This is a genomic window from Streptomyces sp. NBC_00193 (assembly GCF_026342735.1).
GTDB lineage: Bacteria > Actinomycetota > Actinomycetes > Streptomycetales > Streptomycetaceae > Streptomyces > Streptomyces stoeckheimensis.
This window is the reverse complement of the sequence record NZ_JAPEMM010000001.1, coordinates 4,693,455-4,715,013: the sequence shown is the minus strand read 5'-3', so window position 1 is coordinate 4,715,013 and position 21,559 is coordinate 4,693,455. Positions and strand designations below refer to the sequence as shown.

Below are 21,559 nucleotides of genomic sequence, written 5' to 3'. Positions count from 1 at the left end.
GGGCCGGCCGGGGCGGCGGTCACTGACCGGGCTGCGGGCTCGGCTGGGGGCCGGGCTGCGCGCCGGGTTCGTAGGTGACCGGGAGTCCGGCGGGGGCGGTTCCGGTGGGAGCGATCTGGAGGGTTTTGAGGGCGAACTCCATGACCTTCTTGTAGATGGGCCCGCAGATCTGGCCGCCGAAGTAACTGCCCTTGGTGGGGTTCTGGATGGCGCAGTAGACGGTGATGCGGGGGTTGTCCGCGGGTGCGAAGCCCGCGAAGGAAGCGGTGTAGCCCTTGTAGCGGCCGGTGGCCGGATCCACCCGGTTGGATGTGCCCGTCTTGCCGCCGACCCGGTAGCCGGGGATCCGCGCCTTGGTGCCGGTGCCCTCCTGGTCGTCGACCACCGACTCCAGCATGGCCGCGAGGGTCTTGGCGGTCTCCTTGCTGACCACCTGGTTCTTCGCGGGCGCCGGGGCCGGGGTGAAGCGGCCGTCGGGGCCCTTGGTGCCGCGGACCAGGGTCGGGGCGATGCGGACCCCGCCGTTGGCGATGGTCGAGTACACGGAGGCCGCCTGCATGGCGTTGAGGGACAGGCCCTGGCCGAAGGGGATCGTGTACTGCTGTGAAGTGGACCAGTTCTCGGGCTTGGCGAGGATGCCCCGGGACTCGCCGGGGTAGTTGAGGCCGGTGGGCCGGCCGATGCCGAACTTGTCCAGGTACGAGTACAGGACCTTGTTGGACTCGGGCTGCGTCGGGCCGAGCTGGCCGGTGGCCAGGATGGTGCCGATGTTGGAGGACTTGGCCAGGACCCCGTTGAGGGTCAGGTACCAGGTCGGGTGGTCGATGTCGTCCTTGAAGAGCCGGTCGCCGCGGTGCAGCCGGTTGGGGACCTCGACGTGGGTGTCGGGGCCGGCCTTCTTCTCCTCCAGGACGGCCGCCATCGACATCACCTTGGCGGTGGAGCCGGGCTCGTACACGTCCTGCAGTGCGGCGTTGCCCATGGCGGCGGAGCTGGCCTTGGAGAGGTCGTTGGGGTCGAAGCCCGGGGCGTTGGCCATGGCGAGGACCTCGCCGGTGGTCGTGTCCTGGACGATGACGTACCCGCGGTCGGCCTCCGACTTGGCGACCTGCTCGGTGATGGCGCTCTGCGCGGCCCACTGGATGTCGCGGTCGATCGTCAGCTCGATGTCCTCGCCGGGCACGGCGGGCTTCTCGCTGGACCCGGCGGTCGGCACGCGGCGGCCGCCCGACTGGGCGTACGTGAGCTCGCCGTCCTTGCCGGACAGCTTCTTGTCGAGGGAGGACTCCAGCCCGCCGCCGCCCTTGCCCTCGGCGTTGACGTAACCCAGTATCCCGGCGGCGAGGTCGCCGTTCGGGTACACGCGCTTGCTGCTGTTCTCGTTGAACACGCCGGCCAGGACGTTGGCGCCGGGGCCGTTGTTCTTCTTGTCGGCGGTCGCCTTCTCGGCGAAGACCTTCTTGAGGTCCTTGATCTGGTTCCAGACCTGGGGGGTCTGGCGGCGGGCGAGGACGACGTAGCGGGTGTTCTTCGTCTTCAGGCGTGCGGTGAGCTCCTTGGCGTCCTTGCCGAGGATCGGCGCGAGGAGGGCTGCCGCCTGCTCGGGGGCGTCGGGGGCCTTGCTCTCCTGCACGGTGAACATGTGCGGGTCCGCGGTGATGTCGTACGCGTCCACGCTGGTGGCCAGCGCCACGCCCTTGCGGTCGGTGATCTCTCCGCGCTCGGCGGCCAGGGTGTAGCTGGCGAAGCGGTTCTCGGAGGCCTTGGCGGAGTACGCGGACGCGTCGACGGCCTGCACCTGCAGCAGCCGTACGACGAACACCAGCATCACCATCGTCAGCCCGACGCTGACCAGCCGCAGCCGGGGCTTGGGGGCGCCGAGCCGGATCGTGTGCGGTTTCCTCGCGGGGGCGGGGCGGCGGGTGGCGGGCCTGGCGGCCGGCCGCGCGGAAGCCCGCGCCCGGTCCCCGCCGGGCCGCGGCCGCCCGGGCCCCGGCACCCGCCGGCGCGGCGGCTCCTGGGGGCTCATGCGGCGACCCCCTGGGCGTGCGCGAAGCCGGCCTGCGCCGGAGCTCCCGGGGCTCCGCCCCGTACCCCGCTCCTCAAACGCCGGAGGGGCTGGATTGTGGCCGGCGTCGGCCTGCACGTGCCCGCCGTGAAGCGCCGGAACTCGCCGGCGCCAGCCTGCACGGGCCCGCAGGTACATCCAGCGCCGCAGGGAAATCCAGCCCCTCCGGCGTTTGAGGAGCGGGGGTCCGGGGGCTGGCCCCCGGCAACGGCGCCGCACGCGGAAGGGGTCCGGGCGGAGCCCGGGGAACGGTGGAAGGGCGGGTAGGGGACCGGCCCCGCAGGGGTACGCGTCACGACGTCACCGTCCAGGGGTCTGGGAGGGCTGGGGAGCGCCGCCCGACGGCGCGGCGGAAGGAGCCGGAGCGGAGGGGGCCGGAGCGGCGGCGCCCGAGGGGACCGGGTCCGGGGACCCGGCCGGGCTGGGGACGGCCCCGCCCGGGGAGGGCGGGACCGGCGCGACGGACGCCGGCGGCGCCGGAGGTGACGGGGGCGGCGGCTCGGCGGCCGGCGAAGCGGTCCCGGCGACCTTGCCGTCGGGACCGATGAACACCGGGCTGCCGCCGGGGACGAGACCCAGCTCGTGCGCCCGCCGCTGCAACGCGTCGGGCGCCGAGTAGCCGTCCACGTCCCGCTGCAGCGCCTGCTCCTCGTCGGTGAGCGTGGTGGTCTCCCGCTTCAGCTTGCTCAGCTGGAAGGAGCCCTGGTTCAGCGCCGAGTTCAGCAGCAGCAGGCTGATCAGCCCGCCGCCGAGCAGCGCCACGACCAGCAGGACGAACGGGGTCCGCGCCGCCTGTCCGGCGACCGGTCCCCCCAGCACCCGCCCCAGGCGTTTCACAGCCGCGCCTCCCGAATGCGTTCCACCCCGCGGCAGCGGGCCGGCGCCGCACGCCGGTTCTCCGCGATCTCTTCCTCCGTCGGCAGCTCCGCGCCGCGCGTCAGCAGCTTCAGCTTCGGCTGGTACTTCTCCGGTACGACCGGCAGCCCGGGCGGGGCCGTCGAGGTCGCGCCGGCCGCGAAGACCTGCTTGACGAGGCGGTCCTCCAGCGACTGGTACGAGAGCACCACGATCCGGCCGCCGACCGCGATCCGGTCCACGGCCGCGGGGATGGCCCGCTCCAGTCCGGACAGCTCGCCGTTGACCTCGATGCGCAGGGCCTGGAAGGTGCGCTTGGCCGGGTTGCCGCCGGTCCGCTTCGCCGCCTGCGGCAGGGAGTCGCGGATCAGTTCGACGAGGCGCGCGCTGTTGGTGAAGGGGTCCTTGTCCCGCTCGCGCACGACCGCGGACACGATCCGCTTGGCCTGCTTCTCCTCGCCGTACTGGCGCAGGATGCGGACCAGCTCGCCGGGCGCGTAGGTGTTGAGGACCTCGGCCGCGCTGATGCCCGTCGTCTGGTCCATCCGCATGTCGAGCGGGGCGTCCTGCGCGTAGGCGAAGCCGCGGTCGGCCTCGTCCAGCTGCATGGAGGAGACGCCGAGGTCGAAGAGGATGCCCTGCACGGTGGGGATGCGCAGGCCGTCGAGTACGTCGGCCAGGTCGGCGTAGATGGCGTGGACGAGGGTGACCCGGTCCCCGAAGGGCGCAAGGCGCTCCCCGGAGAGGCGCAGGGCTTCCTTGTCGCGGTCCAGGCCGATCAGGTGGGCCTCGGGGAACCGGGTGAGGAGGGCCTCGCTGTGCCCGCCGAGCCCGAGGGTGCAGTCGACGACGACGGCCCCGGGCCTCTCCAGTGCCGGGGCCAACAGGTCCAGGCACCGCTGGAGCATCACCGGGACGTGTCGGGACTCGCTAGTCAAAGCGCCCTCTCAGATAACGGCGCGGCAGGCATACGCCGCGCCGCGCACGCGGAGTCTTACCAAAGGGCCGGGCGGCCGGTCAGGGCCGGGCTCCGGCCGGTTCGCGTCACTTTAGTGCAACGGTCGCCGCGGTCAACGAACCGCCCCGCGCGCCGTGCGCCCCGCTGTGACCGAAGCGGCAAAAGCCGTGAATCACCCGGACGGCCCCGTGCGCCTCACCCCTGTGGGTTAGCTCACAACAGGATCGGGTGACCTTCTTTGTCCACCCTCACTCGATGCTCATACGCCCTGTGACCACTAACGTCGTAACCATGACGACTTCCGCATCCCTGCCCGCCGAGTCCGCCCACCTGTCCCACGAAGGTTCCGGCACCACCGACCGGCTCGTGGAACTGAACCGCGCCTACGCGGCGAAGTTCACCGACCCCGGCATGGACGCCCGCCCCGTCCTCCAGGTGGCCGTCGTGGCCTGTATGGACGCCCGCCTCGACCTGCACGCCGCCCTCGGCCTGGAGCTGGGCGACTGTCACACGATCCGCAACGCCGGCGGGGTCGTCACCGACGACACCATCCGCTCCCTCACCATCAGCCAGCGGGCGCTCGGCACCCGCACGGTGATACTCATCCACCACACCGGCTGCGGTCTCGAAAGCCTGACCGAGGACTTCCGGCACGAGCTGGAGGACGAGGTCGGCCAGCGCCCCGCCTGGGCCGTCGAGGCCTTCCGTGACGTGGACCAGGACGTCCGCCAGTCCATGCAGCGGGTCCGCACGAACCCCTTCCTGCCCCACAAGGACGATGTGCGAGGCTTCGTCTTCGACGTGCACACCGGCCTCCTGCGGGAGATCGATCCCACCTCTTGAGTGACACCAGGGCCAAGCGCCGTCAAGAATGCGGGGAGACGTCACCCGGAAGAAGCCTTCCGGGCCGGTGATCGCGTTTCGACGTTCTTGATAGCTCGCGGTTTCTGAGGTGTTTCGGGGTGGGCCGGTCATGCGCCATGGGGCGCCGGCCCTGGGAAAGGGTCGAGGAGAACCAGGTGACCACGTATGACGACCGAGCGAGCCTCGCGGATCTGACCAGCACGGCGCAGCAGGTGCGGGAATCGATCGAAAGCGTGATCGAGGGCAAGCCGGAGGTGGTCCGCCTCGCGCTGACCGTCCTGCTCGCCGAGGGACACCTGCTGATCGAGGACGTTCCCGGCGTCGGCAAGACGATGCTGGCCAAGGCCCTCGCCAAGTCCATCGACTGTTCGGTGCAGCGCATCCAGTTCACCCCGGATCTGCTGCCCTCGGACATCACCGGCGTGAGCATCTACGACCAGCAGCGCCGGGAGTTCGAGTTCAAGCCGGGCGCGATCTTCGCGCAGATCGTCATCGGCGACGAGATCAACCGCGCCTCCCCCAAGACCCAGTCCGCGCTGCTGGAGTCGATGGAGGAGCGCCAGGTCACCATCGACGGCACCACCTACACGCTGCCGAGCCCCTTCATGGTGGTCGCCACCCAGAACCCGGTGGAGATGGAGGGCACCTATCCCCTCCCCGAGGCCCAGCGCGACCGCTTCATGGCCCGGGTCTCCGTGGGCTACCCCAGCCCCGAGGCCGAGCTCCGGATGCTCGACGTGCACGGCGGGCTCTCCCCGCTCGACGACCTGACGGCCGTCGCGCACGCCCACGACATCGGCAAGCTCATCGAAGCCGTCCGCGAGGTGTACGTGGCCGCGCCCGTGCGGCGCTACGTCGTCGACCTGGTCTCCGCCACCCGCAGCCACCCGGACCTGCGCCTGGGCGCCTCGCCCCGCGCCACCCTGCACCTGCTGCGGGCCGTGAAGGCCTCCGCCGCACTGGCCGGCCGCGACTACGTACTGCCCGACGACGTGCAGGCCCTGGCCGGACCGGTGCTCGCGCACCGGCTGCTGCCCACCGCGCAGGCCCAGCTGAGCCGGCGCACCGCCGAGCAGGTCGTCGCCGACATCCTCCAGCGCACCCCCGTACCGGCCGCGCAGTCCCGCGGCGAGATCCCGCCCGGCGCGGGCATCCGGGGCTTCTGATGAGCGCCGGCGCCCCGCACAGCGCGGGCGGCCGGGGACCGCAGGAAGGTGGCGGGCTGCGGGCGTCGCTGTCCGGGCTGACCACCCGCGGCCGGTCCTTCCTGGCCGCCGGGATCGCCGCCGGGCTGTGCGCGTACGTCCTCGGCCAGTCCGAGCTGCTCCGGGTCGGACTGCTTCTCGCCGTGCTGCCGCTGCTCTGCGTCCTGGCCCTGCACCGCACCCGCCACCGGGTCTCCGGCACCCGCAGGCTGACCCCGATGCGGGTGCCCGCCGGCTCCGAGGCCCGGGTGCAGCTGCGGCTCGACAACACCTCCCGGATGCCGACCGGGCTGCTGATGCTCCAGGACCGGGTGCCGTACGTCCTGGGGCCCCGGCCGCGCTTCGTCCTGGACCGGGTGGAGCCGGGCGGCCGCCGCGAGGTGTCCTACCGGGTCCGCTCCGACCTGCGCGGCCGCTACCCGCTGGGCCCGCTCCAGCTGCGCCTCACCGACCCCTTCGGGCTGGTCGAGCTGACCCGCTCCTTCTCCGCCTACGACACCCTCACCGTCATCCCGCGCACCGAGGCGCTGCCCCTGGTGCGCTTCACCGGCGAGTCCTCCGGCTACGGCGACGGCAGCCGCCGCTCGCTGGCCCTGGCGGGCGAGGACGACGTGATCCCGCGCGGCTACCGGCGCGGCGACGACCTGCGCCGCGTGCACTGGCGCTCCACCGCCCGCTACGGCGAGCTGATGGTGCGCCGCGAGGAGCAGCCGCAGCGCAGCCGGGCGACCGTGCTGCTGGACACCCGGCGCCTCGCCTACGAGGGCGCCGGCCCCGACTCGGCCTTCGAATGGGCCGTCTCCGCCGCCGCGTCGACCCTGGTGCACCTGCTGGAGCAGGGCTTCTCGGTGCGGCTGCTGACCGACACCGGGGACTGCGTGCCCGGCGAGGGCGGCGGCTTCACCTCCGGCGGCCAGGAGTCCGCGGAGGCGGCGGGGCTGATGATGGACACCCTCGCGGTGGTCGGCCACTCCGACGGTGCGGGCCTCTCGCGGGCCTGCGACGCGGTACGCAGCAACGGCGCCGGCAGCGGCTTCGGCGGAGCCGGCGGTGACGGGCTCCTCATCGCCTTCTTCGGAGACCTGGACACCGTACAGACGGGACTGGCGGCCAAGATGTGCCGACGCGGCGGCGGCGCCGTGGCGTTCGTACTGGACTCCTCGGACTGGTCCGGGCGGCCGCAGGGGCTGGCTTCGGTCATGGCACAGGGGCTGCCTCCGCTGGAGGAGCGCCTGGCCGGGCTGCGCGACGCGGGCTGGACGGCGCTGGCCGCCCCGCCCGGGGTGCCCTTCGGGGAGCTGTGGCGGCAGGCGGGCAACGCGCCGATCGGTGCGGCAGGCGGTTCGGGTTCGGCGGGGGGCTGGGGATGAGCGGGCGGGCGAGACTGACGGTCTTCGCGGCTCTGGCGACGCTGTTCACCGCCTGGTCGCTGAACCCGCTGGTGGAATCGGGCGGCTGGATGCCGCAGGCGGCGCTGCTGCTGGCGCTGCAGAGCGCGGTGGGCGCGGGGGCGCGGCGGGTACCGCTGGCCCGGACGCTGACCGTGGCGGCGCAGGTCCTCGTGTCGCTGGTGGCGCTGATGCTGCTGTTCGGCGGGAAGATGCAGTCCGCCGAGGGCGACGGGCTGCTGGACTACCTCGTGACGGACTTCGGCGCGCTGTTCCGCCAGGGCGTGGCGGACGTGAACGAGTTCTCGATGCCGGCCCCGCTGACGGACGGGATCCGGCTGCTGCTGGTGTCCGGGGTGCTGCTGATCGGGCTGCTGGTGGACCTGCTGGCGGTGACCGTACGGACGGCCGCCGCGGCCGGGCTCCCGCTGCTCGCGCTGTACTCGGTGGCGGCGGGCCTGTCGGGCGCGGCCGCCGGCTCCGGCGGCGCCTCCTGGGTCTCCTTCCTCCTCGCGGGCTGCGGCTACCTCCTGCTCCTGCTGGCCGAGGGCCGCGACCGGCTCGCCCAGTGGGGCCGGGTCTTCGGCGCGGCCCCGCGCGGCAAAGTGGCGGCCGGATATTCGGGCGGCGGACAGGCGCTCGCCCCGGTGCGCACCGGGCGGCGGATCGGCGCGGTCGCGCTGGGTCTGGCGCTGGCGGTGCCGGCGGTGCTGCCCTCGCTGGGCAGCGGAGTGCTGGGCCCGGGCGCCGGCCCGGGCGAGGGCGAGGGCAACGGCCTCGGCCCGTCGATCCAGGCGGTCAACCCGCTGGTCTCCCTGCAGAGCAGCCTGAACACCCAGGACAACCGGGTGGTGCTGCGGTACCGCACGGACAGCCCGAAGCTCAGCGAGCAGTACCTGCGGATCCTGGCGCTGGACGAGTTCAACGGCATCAAGTGGGAGGCCTCGGGGCGCGCCCTGACGGACGTCCCGAAGCGGATGCCGAACCCGCCCGGGGTGAGCGACGGCGTGCTGAACGGCGCGGCCGAGGTGCAGACCTTCATCTCCTCGGCGCAGACGTACGCGCAGCGCTACCTGCCGATGCCGTATCCGGCGATGGGCGTGGACATCACCGGGAAGTGGCGGTTCGAGCCGGCCGGGCGCACGCTCGTCGGGGATCAGCTGGGCAAGGACAAGTTCCAGAACGCCCAGGGCGTGCAGTACACGGTGCGGAGCCTGCTGCTGAACCCGACGGCGGAGCAGCTGCGCAGCGCACCGGCGGCGAATCCGGAGATCGCGGCCGAGTACACCAAGGTTCCGGACAACCTGCCGGCGGTCGTCGTGCAGACGGCCCGCGAGGTGACCCGCGGCACGAAGGACGACTACTCGGCTGCGGTCAAGCTCCAGGACTACTTCGCGGTGAGCGGCGGCTTCCGCTACGACACCAAGGTCTCCTCGGGTACGGGCTCGCAGGCCATCGCCAAGTTCCTCGCCGACAAGGAGGGCTTCTGCGTCCACTTCGCCTTCTCGATGGCGTCGATGGCGCGCACGCTCGGGATCCCGGCGCGGGTCGCGGTCGGGTTCACGCCCGGGGTGAAGCAGACCGACGGCGTCGTCAACGTCTCGATGAAGGACGCGCACGCCTGGCCCGAGCTGTACTTCGAGGGCGTGGGCTGGACCCGCTTCGAGCCGACGCCCCGGTCGGGCATCACGGTGCCGGACTACAGCCGGCCCGCCACCCCGCAGACGCAGCCCAGCGCGCCGACGGCGGCCCCGTCCGCGAGTGCGGCGCAGCCTTCGGCCGGGCCCTCGACGGCCGACGACTGCCCGCCGGACCAGAAGAAGCTGGGCGAGTGCGGTCCGGCCGCGGCGCAGCGGAACACGGGCGCGGGCGGCGACGGCCCCTCGGCGGCCACGGTCCTGGCCTGGACGGCCGCGGGCATCCTGCTGCTGGCCCTGCCGCTCCTCCCGTTCCTGTGGCGCGGGCGGCTGCGGGCGCGGCGGCTCGGATCGCGGCAGGTCCTGGCCGCCTGGCGGGAGCTGGGCGACGCGGCGTGGGACGCCGGGATCCTCCCGGACGAGGCGCTGTCCCCGCGGGGGGCGGCGGACCGGGTGGTGTCCCTGGGCCGGCTGGATCCGGCGGCGGCCGATGCCGTACGGCGGGTCGCGGGTGCGGTGGAGCGGGAGCTGTACGCACCGCCGGGGGCGGAGCCCCCTTACGGGGAGCTGGCGCAGGACGTCCTGCTGGCCCGCGCCGGGCTCCTCGACGGCGTGTCCCGCCGGGCGCGGCTGCGCGCGCTGTTCTTCCCCCGCTCGGCGGCGCGGCTCGGCTGGGCGGCCTCGGCCCGTCGGTCGGCCCTGACCGACCGCGCGGCTGCCGCCACGGCCCGTCTCCGCACCCGGATCCCGCTCCGCGGCCGCGGCTGACGGCGGGGGGTGGGGCCCTGCGGGGCGGTCCCCTACCCGCCCTTCCACCGTTCCCCGGGCGCTGCCCGGACCCGAAAAGATCGCCTCAAACGCCGGCGGGGCTGGATACATCCAGCCCCGCCGAGCGGAATTCAGCCCCTCCGGCGTTTGAGGAGCGGGGGTCCGGGGGCTGGCCCCCGGCAACGGCGCCGCGCACGGGATTCGGGCCCGGAACGGGAAAGGGCCGAGGCCGGGGCTCGATCCCCCCGAGCCCCGGCTTCGGCCGCGTTCCCACCCCGTCGGCCAGAGAGACCCGATCCGCACCTGCCGCCCCGTGTCGGCGGTGCGAGCCGGGTCCCTGTCCGTTGCCCCCAGTCTGGCGTGCCGACGAGCCGCACCCCATCCGCGCAGGTACTCATTTCCGCGTCTAGGTACGGATACTCACCCGCCCCAGCAGTTACCAGTTCTACGCGGCCCCGCCGCCCTCGCGGCACCGCCGATCGGGTCACCGGTACACCGTCACCCGTCAGCGGTTCCCGCTCACCCGGCCCCGCAGCAGCAGCGACAGCGCCGAGTGCACGTCGTCGAGCGACCGCTCGCTCTGGAACGACTGCCAGTCGAGCGCCGCCACCAGCACCATCCCCACCAGCGCCGCGGCCGTCAGCGGTACGTCGATCTCCGCGCTGAGCTCACCCCGTTCCACGCCTTCCCGGAGCACCGTCTCCACGACGGCGACGGCCTCCCGCCGGACGACCATCAGGGTGGACTGCCAGGTCCGGTTGGTGCGCCACAGCTCGGCGACGTAGAGCTGGGTGAAGGCGGGGTACCGGTCGATGAAGACCAGTCCGGCCCGGATCATCTCGTCGAGCGCCTCGACCCGGGTCCCGCCCCTGGCCTCGGTCGATTCCGCCGCCGTCCGCAGGGACTCGGTCAGGAGTCCGACCCCGTGCCGCAGCAGCTCCTCGAAGAGGTCGTTCTTGCTGGCGAAGTTGTAGTAGACGGTGCCCTTCGCCACGCCCGCCCGCTCGGCGATCTCCTCGACCGTGGTCGCGGAGAAGCCCTGCTCCGCTATGAGGGTGACGGCTGCTTCGTAGAGCTTCTGCCGTGTGGCCTGGCGGCGGCCGCCGCCCGCGACCGTACCGGTGCTGCTGCTTTCCATGGCGCTGATTCTCACAGGTCGACCTGTCTCTCCGGGCTACAGGCTCAGTTCCGGGCGCAGCCGGTCCATCGTCCACACCTGCTTGCCGCGGGCGGCGAGGGCGGTCAGTGCGAGGGCGCCCACCGTGAAGGCGGTGAGGACCGCGCAGCCCTGCCAGACCGGGGCCAGGTCGCCGCCGGTGATGAGCCGGCGCAGGCTCTCGACCACGTACGACATCGGCAGGTAGGGGTGGATGGCGTTGAAGAAGCCGGGGCTGGTCTGGACGGGGTAGGTGCCGCCCGCCGAGGTGAGCTGGAGCATCAGGACGGCCAGGACCAGGATCCGGCCGGCGGCGCCGAACTTGGCGTTGAGCCACTGGACGATCGCGGCGAAGCATCCGGTGACCAGCATCAGGAAGGCGACGGTGAGCGCCGGCCGGGCCATCTGCAGGCCGAGTCCCCAGTGCAGTACGGACATCAGTGCGCCTACCTGCGCGGCGCCGATCGCGGCCACGGGCAGCCAGCCCGCGAGGGCGATCCGCCAGGGCGAGGCTCCGGTGGCGAGCGCGCGCCGGTTGAGCGGCGCGATCAGCATGTAGGCGACCATCGCGCCGACCCAGAGGGAGAGCGGGATGAAGTACGGGGCGAAGCCGGTGCCGTAGTTGGGCGCCTTGTGCAGGGACTGGTTGGCGAGCCGGACCGGGTCGGCCATGACCTCGGTGCGGGCGTCGCGCTGCTGCTGGTCGTAGGCCGGGATCTTGGCCGCGCCGTCGTGCAGGCCGCCTGCGAGTTCGCCGTTGCCGTCGACGAGCTTGACGAGGCCGCCGTCGAGGTCGTGCGCGCCGACGCCGAGCTTGCCGACGCCCACGCCGAGTGCGCCGGAGCCCTCGGTGGCGGAGCCGATGCCGGTGTGCAGCCGGACCATGCCGTCGGAGACCTTGTGGGCGCCGTCGTTGAGGGCGTTGACCTGGGCGACCGCCGCTTCGAGGTCCGCGGAGAGGCCGGGGGCCTTCTTGACGAGGAGGCGGGCTTCGCGCTCCAGGTCGTCGAGCTGCTTGTGGAGGGTGGCGAGGTCGCCGCCCGCGTTCTTGAGGAGGGTGTCCACGTCACCGGCGAGCTCGGCGGCTTCGGCGGCGTCGTCCTTGAGCCGCTTCAGCTGCGGGCAGGTGTCCGGGACCGGCTTCGCGCCGGTGGTGCAGGTCTTCGCGTAGACGTCGGCCGCGCCGGTGGAGACGCGCCGGGTGACGGTGGCGGCGGCCGGGGCCGCCTTGGCGAAGTCTTCGAGGTGCTTGTCGACGACCTGGGCGGTGTCGGCGACGAGTTCGGCGCTGTCCGCGAGGCTCTTGGGGTCCTTCAGGAAGGGGCGGGCCTTCTCGGCGACGCCGCCGACCTTGTCGGCGAGCCTCTGGGTGCCGGCCGCGATGTCCTTCGTGCCCGTTTCCAGCTCTGCGGCGGCCCCGTTCAGCTTCTTCAGCCCTCCGGTGAGCTCGCCGTTCTTCTCCTTCGCCGTGTCCAGGCCGTCGGCGAGGTCCTTGGCGCCCTTCCGGGCCTTGCCCGCCCCGTCCGTGAGCTTGTCGGCCCCGTCGGCGGCCTCGGCGGTCTTGCCGTGCAGGTCGGAGAAGTTGACGAAGATCTTGTCGAGGAAACCGCGGGAGGCGTTGGTCGACGCCGCCGAGCGGACCTCGGAGAAGACGGTGCGGGAGATCGAGCCGACGATGTAGTTGTTCGCGTCGTTGGTGCGGACCTGGAGGGCTCCGGTGGCGGGGTCCTCGCCGGAGCTGGAGGCGATCTTCGAGCTGAAGTCGGCGGGCATGGTGAGGGAGAGGTAGTAGGTGCCGTTCTCCAGCCCCTCGGCCGCCTCTTCGGCACTCACCTCGCGCCAGTCGAAGGTCTTGCTGTCGTGCAGCTTGCGGGTGATCTCACCGCCGGCGTCGATCTGCTTCCCGTCGACGGTGGCGCCCCGGTCGGAGTTGACGAGGGCGACCGGCACCTTGTCGAGGCGGCTGTAGGGGTCCCAGAAGGACCACAGGTACAGGGCTCCGTAGAGCAGCGGCAGCAGGAGCAGCGCGACGAGGGCGGCCCGGGGCAGCTTCCCCCGCCCGAACCGCTTCAGCTCAAGCGCGGCGAGCTTCGGCGAGCGCATCGTCGTCCCCCTTCGTGTCGTGCGGGTCGTGCGAGTCGTGGGCGGCGGCCGTGGAGTCGGCGCCGGCATCGGTGTCTGCATCGGTGTCGGCGTTGCCGTCGGAGTCCTGCGGGGCGGCGTCCTGGACACCCCAGGTGACCTTGGAGTCCATGGGCCGGGGCACCACGGCGGATCCCGCGGCCGGGTCGGCGGCGGGAGCCGCGGCGGGTTCCGCGGCCGGTTCCGCGGCCGGTTCCGCGGCCGGGCCGGTGCGCAGGACCGTCGCGTCGGACGGTGCCTCGCTGCACACCGCGAGGACGGTGGTCCCGCGGGCGGCGAGGGAGCGCAACAGGTCCCAGGCTTCGGCGCGCTCGGCGTCGGAGAGCTTGAGGTCCAGGTCGTCCAGGGCCAGCAGGCGCGGTGCGCCGAGCAGCGCGATGGCCACCGACATCCGTACGGATTCCAGCCGTTCCAGGTCCCGTACGGAGGTGCGCGGTCCCTTCGGCAGGGTCGCCACGTCCAGTCCGGCGGCGGCCAGGGCGGCGTCGATCCGGGCCGCGGTGGAGGCGCGCCGCTCGCCGCGCGGGCGGAGCAGGGCGCGCACGGGGCCGTCGTAGCGGCGCTGGAGCAGGGCTCCCTCGCGCAGTTGCTCGGCGACGGTGAGGGCCTGGTCGAGGTCGTTGACCCCGGACACCGGGCCGAGGGCGGCGATGCGGCGGACCGCGGCCATGTTCTTCGGCAGCCGGTGGCGGCCGATCTCGGCGTGGCCCTCGGTGGGCTTCATCCGGCCGGTGAGGGCGAGGAGCAGGCAGGTCCGCCCGCTGCCGGAGGGGCCCTCGACCGCGATGAGCGATCCGGGCGCCGCGTCGATCCCGATCCCCCGGAACACCCAGCCGCGCGGGCCCTTGACTCCGAAGTCCTCGGCCTTGACGGCCGCGCCGTGCGGGCTGTCCACACCCTCCCCCTTCTTTTGAACTGACCGGTCAGTTCAAAAACTAGCATCCTCGGTGGCATCCGCTGCGCACCGGGCGGCAGTTGCCCGGCCACCACCCCGGAGTGCGGGGCAAAATCGCAGGTCAGCGCGATTGTCAGTGGGGGCCGTCACGATGGGGACACGTAAGAACGGCTCGATTTGCTCGATCTGTAGGAGCTACACCAGGCAGCGCCATGCGCACGCAACGACAGGAGGTTCGTCATGGCCACACCGTCCCCGTCCCCTGTCCACCCCGTCCCCCGGAAGTCGGCGGCACCGCCCGCCGCCCTCGATCTGCTCGCCAAGGCCCACGAGGGCCTGGCCGAAGCCGCCCGGCTGACCCGGCCCAACGAGCGGTACGCCACCGCCCATCTCGCCGCTCTGCGCACGGCCGCGGCCGTGCTCGCCGTGCGCGGGCGGCCCGAACCGGTGCACCCCCGGCGCAGGCCCCGGATCCGCAGCGCGTGGGAGGTGCTCCCGGAGATAGCGCCCGAACTGACCGAGTGGAGCGCGCTCTTCGCCTCCGGCGCGGCCCGCCGGGCACGGGCGGAGGCGGGCATCGCGGGAGCGGCCACCGGCCGGGACGCGGACGATCTGGTGCGTGCCGTAGCGATGTTCGTGCGCCTGGTGGAGCGGATGCTCGCGCTCCACCCGCCGGCGCCGGCGGGCCCTGCGCAAGGCCTGCCGCTGCCGCGGACGGAGCGTCCGGACGTGGGATGACCTGCCCGGCAGTCAGAGGCAATAGGGTGGGCAGCGACCGCTCACCCAACGTGCCGAGGAGCCATCAGTCGTGTCGGACACTTCCCGCCCCCGCGCCTCCCTCCGCACCGCCGTGGTGTGGGAGGTCCTCAAGGAGGCGCTCGACCGCCGGGTGAAGGCGACCGGGCGGGACGTGCTGGACGTGCTCGACACGGGCGGCGGCACCGGCAAGTTCGCCGTGCCGGTGGCCCACCTCGGCCACCGGGTCACCGTGGTCGACCCGAGCCCCAACGCGCTGTTCGGACTGGAGCGCCGGGTCGCCGAAGCCGGCGTGGCCGATCTGGTCCGCGGGGTGCAGGGAGACGCCCAGGGTCTGCTCGAGGTCGTCGAGCGCGATTCCTACGACGTGGTGATCTGCCACGGCGTGCTGGAGTACGTGGACGACCCGGCCGAGGGCGTGGCCAACGCGGTGGCCGCCCTGCGCCCCGGCGGCATCCTCAGCCTGCTCGGCGCCGGACTCGGCGGGGCCGTCCTGGCCCGCGCCCTGGCCGGGCACTTCACGGAGGCCCGTACGGCCCTGACCGACCCGGCCGGGCGCTGGGGCGCGGGCGATCCGGTACCGCGCCGCTTCACCGCCGAGCAGCTCTCCGCGCTGGTCTCCGAGGCGGGTCTGGCCGTGGGCGCGGTGCACGGGGTGCGGATCTTCGCCGACCTCGTCCCCGGCGTGCTGGTCGACACCGAGCCGGGCGCCGTCGAGGCCCTGATGCGCCTGGAAGAGGCCGCCGCCGAGCTCCCGGCGTTCCACGCGGTCGCCACGCAGCTGCACGTCCTCGGCGAGAAGCCCGCCTGATCTGCGGAGCTTCCGGGAACGCGGTGCGCCACTCACCCTCCGAACCGGCGTCGTGACCCGTATGATCGGGGTCAGCGACCGGCATGCCGAGCGGACCTCTGGGGAATAACGCCCTCAGTGGGCCGTTCAAGACGGCGCTGAGCATTCCCCAAGCGGTACTTTTTACGGGCAGTGTTTTTTTAGAACGTGGCGTAGAGGGCGGGTATCACGGGGGCGATTCCCCGCCTATCCTGAAGGGGACCCCTGGTCGCTACCCCCCGCGACCGACGGATGAGGAGGACTCCCGTGCCGCTCTCGGAGCACGAGCAGCGAATGCTCGAGCAGATGGAGCGAGCGCTGTACGCCGAAGATCCCAAATTCGCTACAGCGCTTGAGGGAAGCGGACTGCGCACGTACACCCGGCGACGGGTCTACCAGGCAGTCGCAGGCATTGTGGTGGGTATCGCGCTCCTCATGACCGGTGTGATCGTGCCGAACGTACTGTGGATCAGCGTGGTGGGATTCCTCGTCATGCTGGGCTGTACGGTGCTCGTGGTCACCGGTTGGCGCAAGGCACCCAAGCCTGGTGAGCAGCCCGTCTCCGGTAGTGCAGGTGGTTCGCCCCACGGGCAGAACCGCCAGCGTCGGTCGATGATGACCCGTATCGAGGAACGGTGGCAGCGCCGCCGTGACGAACAGGGGCAGTAGGCCCCACCGACAGACTCGGGTGAGGGGACGGCCGCCGGAAGGCGGCCGTCCCCTCACTGCTGTCCTCGCTGCTGCCGTACTCACTGATTCCGCGCCGGATCACGGCTTCTGGGACATGATGATCAGATGAGTGTGCTCCCCCTGGTCTTCACCAGCGGCTGGGCCAGTGGGATCAACGCTTACGCCGTGGTCCTGCTGCTCGGCATCTTCGGCAGGGTCGGCCTGACCGACGAGGTCCCCGCCTCCCTGCAACGCACCGACGTGCTGATCGTGGCCGCCGTCCTCTTCCTGTGCGAGGCGGTCGCCGACAAGATCCCGTACGTGGACTCCCTCTGGGACACCGTCCACACGGTGATCCGCCCGGTGTCCGGAGCTGTGGTCGGCGCACTGCTGGCCGGGCAGAGCGGCTCGCTCTCCGACATCGCCGCCGGCGCGGTCGGCGGCACCACCGCCCTGGCCAGCCATTTCGTCAAGGCCGGCACGCGCATGGCGATCAACACCTCGCCCGAACCGTTCAGCAACGTCGTCATGAGCACCGCCGAGGACCTCGGCGTGGGCGGGATCGTCACCTTCGCGATGTTCAATCCCGAGGCCGCCGCGATCATCTGCGCCGTCCTGCTGATCATCGGACTCGCCCTGCTGATCTACCTCTGGGCCAAGATCCGCCGTTTCCTGCGCCGCCGCGCCCAGCGCCGCGAGGAGAAGAGACTCGCCGCCGAGGTCGCACGCGTCGCTCGATAGGCTCAGCCGCATGGCACGAATTGCGGTGATCGGCGCCGGGATGGGCGCGATGGCGACGGCGGCACGGCTGGCCGTCGCCGGGCATCAGGTGACGGTGTACGAGCGCGGGGCGACCTACGGCGGAGCCGTCGGCCGGTACGCCCGCGACGGCTTCGTCTTCGACACCGGCCCCGGCCTGGTGCACCTGCCCGCCGTCTACCGCGATCTGTTCGTCAAGACCGGCAAGCGCCCCCTGGAGGAGTGCGCGGAGCTGGTCCAGATCGACCCCGCCGTCCGCTACGTCCTCCCGGACGGCCGCACGCTCACCTTCCCGGGCGGCTCGCACGGCGGCGCCGCCGCCGCCGTCGACGCGGCCTTCGGACCCGGCTCCGGGGACCGCTGGAGCGCGGTCCTGGGCCGCGCCCGGGACGCCTGGGACGCCACCCGCCGGCCGCTCCTGGAGGAGCCGCTGAAGCAGGACCGGTCGGCCCTGGGCCGCGATCCGTACCCGGCCCTGCGCGGGAGCGGGCTGCTGCGCCGCCGGCCGCCGACCCTGGCCGAGGTCGCCGCCCGTGAGCTCGGCGGCGACGGCTTCGACGAGCTGCTCACCGCGCGCGTCCGGGCGTACGGGGTCGATCCGGCGACCGCGCCCGCCTCGGCGACGGTGCTCCCCTACATGGAGCAGACCTTCGGCAGCTGGTACGTGCGCGGCGGGGTCCGGGAGCTGGCCACCGCCGTGTACGAGCGGTGCCTGGAGCGGAAGGTGGCCTTCGAGTTCGGCGCGGCGGTGCGGGAGGTGCTCGTGCAGGACGGCCGGGCGGCCGGGCTGCGGCTGGCCGACGGCACCGAGGTGACGGCCGACCACGTGGTCTGCGCCGTCGACCCGCAGCTGGTGAAGGCTCCGCTCCCCCAGGACTCCGCACCGGCCCGCACGGAACCCGCCCGCTGGTACACCCTGTTCGCCGCCCTGCGCGGAGCCCGGGACGCCGACGCCGTGCACCGGACGCTGCTGGGCCCGGTGACCGTGCTGCGCCCCGACGACCCGGCCACCCGCCCGGACTCCGAGCACGAGGCGGTCACCGTGCACGCCGTGGTGACCCAGGGGTCCGCGCCCGCTCCGACCGCCGAGGACCTGCTGACGGCGGCCGCACGGGCCGTCCCCGGGCTGCGGGAGCGGCTGCTGTGGCACGAGCTGCGCACCCCGGCCGAAGTCGGCGCGGACACGGGCTCGGTGGACGGCCGGGTGCCCGCGCCCTCACTGGCCGGCGCCGGGGGACGGCTGCTGCACCCCTCGAACACCACCGGCGTACCCGGGCTGTACCTGGCCGGCGGCTGGGCCCACCCGGGCGGCGGTCTGGCGCACGCCGGAATGACGGGCGCCCTGGTGGCCGGGCTGATCGTGGAGGGCGCGGACTTCCGCGGCTCCCGCTAGCAATCCGGCCGCGGCGCGGGCCGCCCGCCCTCCGGCCCGCCGGGCGGCTAGTAGCGGTACTGCTCGTACTCGCCCGTGCCCTGGTACGGATACGGGTACGGCTGCTGCTGCTCGTCCGCCGGGTAGGGCTGGTTCGCGTCGCGCTGCTGCGGGACCCAGACCCCGCCGGGCGGGGTGTCCATGGAGTACTGCTCCTGCTGCCCGGTCGCGTATGGGTCCGGGGCGTAGCCGCCGTAGGGGGCCTCGTAGCCGTACGGCTGCTGCGGGGCGACGGTTCCGCCGGTGCCGATGTACGGATCCGAGTAGGCGGCGTAGACCTGCTGCTCGCCGGGGGCCGGATAGCCGGTGGTGTAGTCGTAGCCGCCCTGGGTCTGCGGGTCGTAGTACGCCGCGTACTGGTGGGCGTCCTGCTCGGCCGGGGCGAAGGGGGTGAACGGGGAGGCGAAGGTGCTGGTCTCGCCGGGAGCCCCGTACGCACCGGACGCCTCGGCGGCCGGCTGCGGAGGGTAGAACCCCTGCACCTGTTGGCGCACGGCCCCCGCGGTGAACGCACCGGCGTCCTCGTCGGAGTCATGGTCCCCGTCCTCGGCCGGGTCGGGCCCGTACTCCAGGGCCGTCACCTCCAGGGCCGGCTCCGGGCGCGCTCCGGCCCCGCCCCGGCGGCGCCGGCTCTGCGGAAGCTCGGGCTCGGGGGCCTTGCCCCGGCGCAGCGACCAGCCGGACACGAAGCCCTTGCGGAAGGAGAGGGTCACCAGCGTCTGGCCGATCGCGAACGCGACGGCTCCGGCCCCGATGACGAGCACCGACGGCAGCACGACGCCTGCGACCACGCCGACGAAGCCGGCGAAGGCGAGCAGGCGCCAGCGCAGCCGGGCCTTGTACTGCATCAGGACCTCGGCAAGCAGCCACAGCGCGACGAAACCGAACGCGATGTAGAGGACCGTCATTCCCATGCGGGGCCCCTCTCGGTACGGCCGCCCGCCCGTGGGGAACGGGGCCGGCCGATCAGGCCCGCTGGTGCAGGCCCAAGTTCTCGTAGATCTCGAGAGTCGCCGTGGAATTGTTCAGCGTGATGAAGTGCAGCCCCGGGACACCCTCGGACAGCAGCCGCGCGCAGAACTCCGTGGCGAACTCGATGCCAATGGAGCGTACAGCGGCCGCGTCGTCCTTGACCGCGAGCATGCGCTCTTTCACAGCCGCAGGGAAGATTGCGTTGCTGAGTTGCGGGAGCCGGTCGAGCTGCTTGATGTTCACAACAGGCATGACCTCGGGGATGATCGGGGTCTCGCAGCCCGCCTTCTCCACGCTGTCGCGCATCCGGAGATAGTGCTCCGGATCGAAGAACATCTGTGTGATCGCATAGTCGGCGCCCGCGCGGCACTTGTCCACGAAGTGCCGGATGTCCGTGTCCCAGTCCGTGGAGCGCGGGTGCATCTCGGGGAAGGCCGCGACGCCGACGCAGAAGTCGCCGGACTCCTTGACCAGCCGGACCAGGTCGGCCGCGTAGTGCACGCCCTCGGGGTGCGGCACCCACTCGCCCATGGGGTTGCCCGGCGGGTCTCCGCGCACGACGAGCATGTTGCGGATGCCGGCGTCGGCGAACTGCCCGATGACGTTGCGCAGCTCGGCGATCGAGTGGTCGACGGCGGTGAGGTGCGCGACCGGGGTCAGGGTGGTGTCCGCGGCGATCTGCTCGGTGGCCCGGACGGTGCCGCCGCGGGTCGAGCCGCCGGCCCCGTAGGTGACGGAGACGAAGCTCGGGGCCACGGCCTCGACCCGGCGCAGCGCGTTCCAGAGGTTGCGCTCACCCTTCTCCGTCTTGGGGGCCCAGAACTCGAAGGAGTACGAGCGCCCGGACGCGATGAGGTCGCGGACCGTGTGTGCACGGTCCGACCAGGTGGAAGAGGTACCAAGGGCCATACGGGGAGGTTAGACGCGGTCCGGTGTCCATCGAAGCGTTGTCCACGGATTGGACGCGAAAATGAGACGCCGGGGTGGACGGGGTGCGCGCGGCCGGGGCCGCTCGCGCCTGCCCGGGGCCCGCTAGCCGAGCCGGGCGCGGACCCGCTTGGCGAGGTCAGCGGCGGCGGCGCCGGGGTCCGAGGCCTCGGTGAGGGCCCGTACGACCACGACGCGGGAGGCGCCGGCGTCCAGTACTTCGTCCAGGTTCCCCGCGTCGATCCCGCCGATGGCGAACCACGGCCGGTCCTGGGCGAGGGAGGCCGCGTGCCGGACGAGGCCGAGGCCGGGGGCGAACCGGCCGGGCTTGGTGGGGGTGGGCCAGCAGGGGCCGGTGCAGAAGTAGTCCACGCCGGCCTCGGCGACGGCCGCGTCGACCTCCGCCTCGGAGTGGCAGGAGCGGCCGATGAGGACCTCTCGGCCCAGGATGGCGCGGGCCGCGGGCACCGGGATGTCGCCCTGCCCGAGGTGCAGCACGTCCGAGCCGATGGCGTGCGCGACGTCGGCCCGGTCGTTGACGGCGAGCAGCTTGCCGTGGCGGCGGGCCGCTTCGGCGAAGACCTGGAGGTGCTCCAGCTCCTCGCCCGCCTCCATGCCCTTGTCGCGGAGCTGGACGATGTCCACCCCGCCGGCGAGGACGGCGTCCAGGAACTCGGGGAGGTCGCCCTGCCGCTTGCGGGCGTCCGTGCACAGGTAGAGCCGGGCATCGGACAGCTGGGCGGCGATGGCGGACATGGGTACCCCCGGGTCGTGTGTCGTACGTACGTACGCGGTGTGCGGGCCCCGGCCGGGGCCCGCACACCGCGCTTGCGCTTGCTCTTGCTCTTGGTGCGAAGTCAGGTCAGATGGCGAGCGCCTGAGCGCGGCGCTTCACCTCCGTGCCGCGATTCTCGCTCAGCGCCTGCACGGGGGTGCCGGGCAGGGTCTCGTCGGCGGTGAAGAGCCACTCCAGGATCTCCGCGTCGGTGAAGCGGTCGTCGCGGAGCACGGTCAGCAGGCCGACCAGGCCCTTGACGATCTTGTCTCCGTCGATGAAGGCGGCGGGGACCTGGAGGGAGCGGTTCTCGCCGCGGCGCACCGCGAGCAGCTGCCCCTCCTTGACCAGCTGGCGAACCTTGGTCACTTCGATGTCGAGCATCTCCGCGATGTCGGGGAGGTACAGCCAGGCGGGAACAAGGGCATCGATCTTTGCGTCAATCTCGGTCACGAGCACAAGCCTGCCATCTCGGACTGGCTGCCGGTACCCGAGCGACCCCGT

The 21,559-nt window shown here is 72.7% G+C and carries 19 protein-coding genes; 9 read left to right on the top strand and 10 right to left on the bottom strand.

Features of this window, described 5'->3' with window-relative positions; translation table 11 throughout:
* Positions 1-19 precede the first annotated feature (19 nt).
* From OG898_RS20945 to rsmH, 3 genes are all read right to left on the bottom strand, one after another.
* On the bottom strand, positions 20-2,029 hold the full coding sequence (locus tag OG898_RS20945) for a penicillin-binding protein 2 (protein WP_250743747.1): 2,010 nt from the start codon (positions 2,027-2,029) through the stop codon (positions 20-22).
* 339 nt (positions 2,030-2,368) lie between these two features.
* A complete protein-coding gene (locus tag OG898_RS20940; protein WP_266958605.1) occupies positions 2,369-2,905 on the bottom strand; it encodes a hypothetical protein in 537 nt (178 codons plus the stop codon).
* Positions 2,902-3,861, bottom strand: a complete 960-nt coding sequence (gene rsmH, locus OG898_RS20935; protein ID WP_266958604.1) for a 16S rRNA (cytosine(1402)-N(4))-methyltransferase RsmH — start codon at positions 3,859-3,861, stop codon at positions 2,902-2,904. The genes OG898_RS20940 and rsmH overlap by 4 nt, the downstream gene beginning before the upstream one ends.
* A gap of 311 nt (positions 3,862-4,172) precedes the next feature.
* Here rsmH and OG898_RS20930 point away from each other — a divergent pair, with 311 nt between their 5' ends.
* The 4 genes from OG898_RS20930 to OG898_RS20915 all read left to right on the top strand — a co-directional run bounded on the left by OG898_RS20930 (position 4,173) and on the right by OG898_RS20915 (position 9,743).
* A complete protein-coding gene (locus OG898_RS20930; RefSeq protein ID WP_250743744.1) occupies positions 4,173-4,724 on the top strand; it encodes a carbonic anhydrase in 552 nt (183 codons plus the stop codon).
* 176 nt (positions 4,725-4,900) lie between these two features.
* Entirely contained in the window at positions 4,901-5,911 is a 1,011-nt protein-coding gene (locus tag OG898_RS20925; protein ID WP_250743742.1) for a MoxR family ATPase, read from the top strand.
* Positions 5,911-7,320 carry a DUF58 domain-containing protein gene (locus OG898_RS20920; RefSeq protein ID WP_250743741.1) on the top strand — a complete coding sequence of 470 codons (1,410 nt, stop codon included), beginning with the start codon at positions 5,911-5,913 and terminating at the stop codon, positions 7,318-7,320. Before OG898_RS20925 ends, OG898_RS20920 begins: the two co-directional genes overlap by 1 nt.
* Positions 7,317-9,743: a DUF3488 and transglutaminase-like domain-containing protein gene (locus OG898_RS20915; RefSeq protein ID WP_266958601.1), complete on the top strand. Its 2,427-nt coding sequence runs from the start codon at positions 7,317-7,319 to the stop codon at positions 9,741-9,743. The genes OG898_RS20920 and OG898_RS20915 overlap by 4 nt, the downstream gene beginning before the upstream one ends.
* 505 nt (positions 9,744-10,248) lie before the next feature.
* Here the strand turns inward: OG898_RS20915 and OG898_RS20910 are convergent.
* Genes OG898_RS20910 through OG898_RS20900 form a run of 3 tightly spaced genes read right to left on the bottom strand, consistent with a single transcriptional unit; the run spans position 10,249 to position 13,936 of the window.
* The gene (locus OG898_RS20910) at positions 10,249-10,896 is read right to left on the bottom strand and encodes a TetR/AcrR family transcriptional regulator (RefSeq protein WP_323182688.1); all 648 of its coding nucleotides are present in this window, start codon (positions 10,894-10,896) and stop codon (positions 10,249-10,251) included.
* Positions 10,897-10,917: 21 nt separating this feature from the next.
* Positions 10,918-13,002, bottom strand: a complete 2,085-nt coding sequence (locus tag OG898_RS20905) for a YhgE/Pip family protein (RefSeq protein ID WP_250743738.1) — start codon at positions 13,000-13,002, stop codon at positions 10,918-10,920.
* Positions 12,974-13,936: an ATP-binding cassette domain-containing protein gene (locus tag OG898_RS20900; RefSeq protein ID WP_266958599.1), complete on the bottom strand. Its 963-nt coding sequence runs from the start codon at positions 13,934-13,936 to the stop codon at positions 12,974-12,976. The genes OG898_RS20905 and OG898_RS20900 overlap by 29 nt, the downstream gene beginning before the upstream one ends.
* Before the next feature lie 240 nt (positions 13,937-14,176).
* Between OG898_RS20900 and OG898_RS20895 the strand changes: the two genes are divergently transcribed.
* The 5 genes from OG898_RS20895 to OG898_RS20875 all read left to right on the top strand — a co-directional run bounded on the left by OG898_RS20895 (position 14,177) and on the right by OG898_RS20875 (position 18,342).
* Complete coding sequence (locus OG898_RS20895; RefSeq protein WP_250743736.1) at positions 14,177-14,674, top strand: SAV_6107 family HEPN domain-containing protein; 498 nt, start codon at positions 14,177-14,179, stop codon at positions 14,672-14,674.
* Positions 14,675-14,744: 70 nt separating this feature from the next.
* Positions 14,745-15,503 (top strand): methyltransferase, encoded by a 759-nt coding sequence (locus OG898_RS20890; RefSeq protein WP_250743735.1) that lies wholly within the window; start codon positions 14,745-14,747, stop codon positions 15,501-15,503.
* 285 nt (positions 15,504-15,788) lie between these two features.
* Positions 15,789-16,190: a DUF3040 domain-containing protein gene (locus tag OG898_RS20885; RefSeq protein ID WP_250743734.1), complete on the top strand. Its 402-nt coding sequence runs from the start codon at positions 15,789-15,791 to the stop codon at positions 16,188-16,190.
* A 126-nt stretch (positions 16,191-16,316) separates the two neighbouring features.
* Positions 16,317-16,931 carry a DUF4126 domain-containing protein gene (locus tag OG898_RS20880; RefSeq protein ID WP_250743733.1) on the top strand — a complete coding sequence of 205 codons (615 nt, stop codon included), beginning with the start codon at positions 16,317-16,319 and terminating at the stop codon, positions 16,929-16,931.
* Positions 16,932-16,941: 10 nt separating this feature from the next.
* Entirely contained in the window at positions 16,942-18,342 is a 1,401-nt protein-coding gene (locus OG898_RS20875; RefSeq protein ID WP_266958595.1) for an NAD(P)/FAD-dependent oxidoreductase, read from the top strand.
* A gap of 47 nt (positions 18,343-18,389) precedes the next feature.
* On the opposite strand, the gene OG898_RS20870 is transcribed toward OG898_RS20875, so the two are convergent.
* The 4 genes from OG898_RS20870 to OG898_RS20855 all read right to left on the bottom strand — a co-directional run bounded on the left by OG898_RS20870 (position 18,390) and on the right by OG898_RS20855 (position 21,508).
* Complete coding sequence (locus OG898_RS20870) at positions 18,390-19,295, bottom strand: hypothetical protein (protein ID WP_266958593.1); 906 nt, start codon at positions 19,293-19,295, stop codon at positions 18,390-18,392.
* Between the two features lie 52 nt (positions 19,296-19,347).
* Positions 19,348-20,262 carry a methylenetetrahydrofolate reductase [NAD(P)H] gene (metF, locus tag OG898_RS20865; RefSeq protein ID WP_250743730.1) on the bottom strand — a complete coding sequence of 305 codons (915 nt, stop codon included), beginning with the start codon at positions 20,260-20,262 and terminating at the stop codon, positions 19,348-19,350.
* Between the two features lie 123 nt (positions 20,263-20,385).
* On the bottom strand, positions 20,386-21,036 hold the full coding sequence (gene thiE, locus OG898_RS20860; protein WP_250743729.1) for a thiamine phosphate synthase: 651 nt from the start codon (positions 21,034-21,036) through the stop codon (positions 20,386-20,388).
* 106 nt (positions 21,037-21,142) lie between these two features.
* Positions 21,143-21,508, bottom strand: a complete 366-nt coding sequence (locus OG898_RS20855) for an Rv2175c family DNA-binding protein (RefSeq protein ID WP_243330105.1) — start codon at positions 21,506-21,508, stop codon at positions 21,143-21,145.
* Positions 21,509-21,559 lie beyond the last annotated feature (51 nt).

Coding starts and splice junctions, on each gene's coding strand:
- OG898_RS20945 (WP_250743747.1), bottom strand. CDS start 2,029: ATGAGCCCCCAGGAGCCGCCGCGCCGGCGGGTGCCGGGGCCCGGGCGG.
- OG898_RS20930 (WP_250743744.1), top strand. CDS start 4,173: ATGACGACTTCCGCATCCCTGCCCGCCGAGTCCGCCCACCTGTCCCAC.
- OG898_RS20920 (WP_250743741.1), top strand. CDS start 5,911: ATGAGCGCCGGCGCCCCGCACAGCGCGGGCGGCCGGGGACCGCAGGAA.
- OG898_RS20915 (WP_266958601.1), top strand. CDS start 7,317: ATGAGCGGGCGGGCGAGACTGACGGTCTTCGCGGCTCTGGCGACGCTG.
- OG898_RS20905 (WP_250743738.1), bottom strand. CDS start 13,002: ATGCGCTCGCCGAAGCTCGCCGCGCTTGAGCTGAAGCGGTTCGGGCGG.
- OG898_RS20895 (WP_250743736.1), top strand. CDS start 14,177: ATGGCCACACCGTCCCCGTCCCCTGTCCACCCCGTCCCCCGGAAGTCG.
- OG898_RS20880 (WP_250743733.1), top strand. CDS start 16,317: ATGAGTGTGCTCCCCCTGGTCTTCACCAGCGGCTGGGCCAGTGGGATC.
- OG898_RS20875 (WP_266958595.1), top strand. CDS start 16,942: ATGGCACGAATTGCGGTGATCGGCGCCGGGATGGGCGCGATGGCGACG.
- OG898_RS20870 (WP_266958593.1), bottom strand. CDS start 19,295: ATGGGAATGACGGTCCTCTACATCGCGTTCGGTTTCGTCGCGCTGTGG.
- metF (WP_250743730.1), bottom strand. CDS start 20,262: ATGGCCCTTGGTACCTCTTCCACCTGGTCGGACCGTGCACACACGGTC.
- thiE (WP_250743729.1), bottom strand. CDS start 21,036: ATGTCCGCCATCGCCGCCCAGCTGTCCGATGCCCGGCTCTACCTGTGC.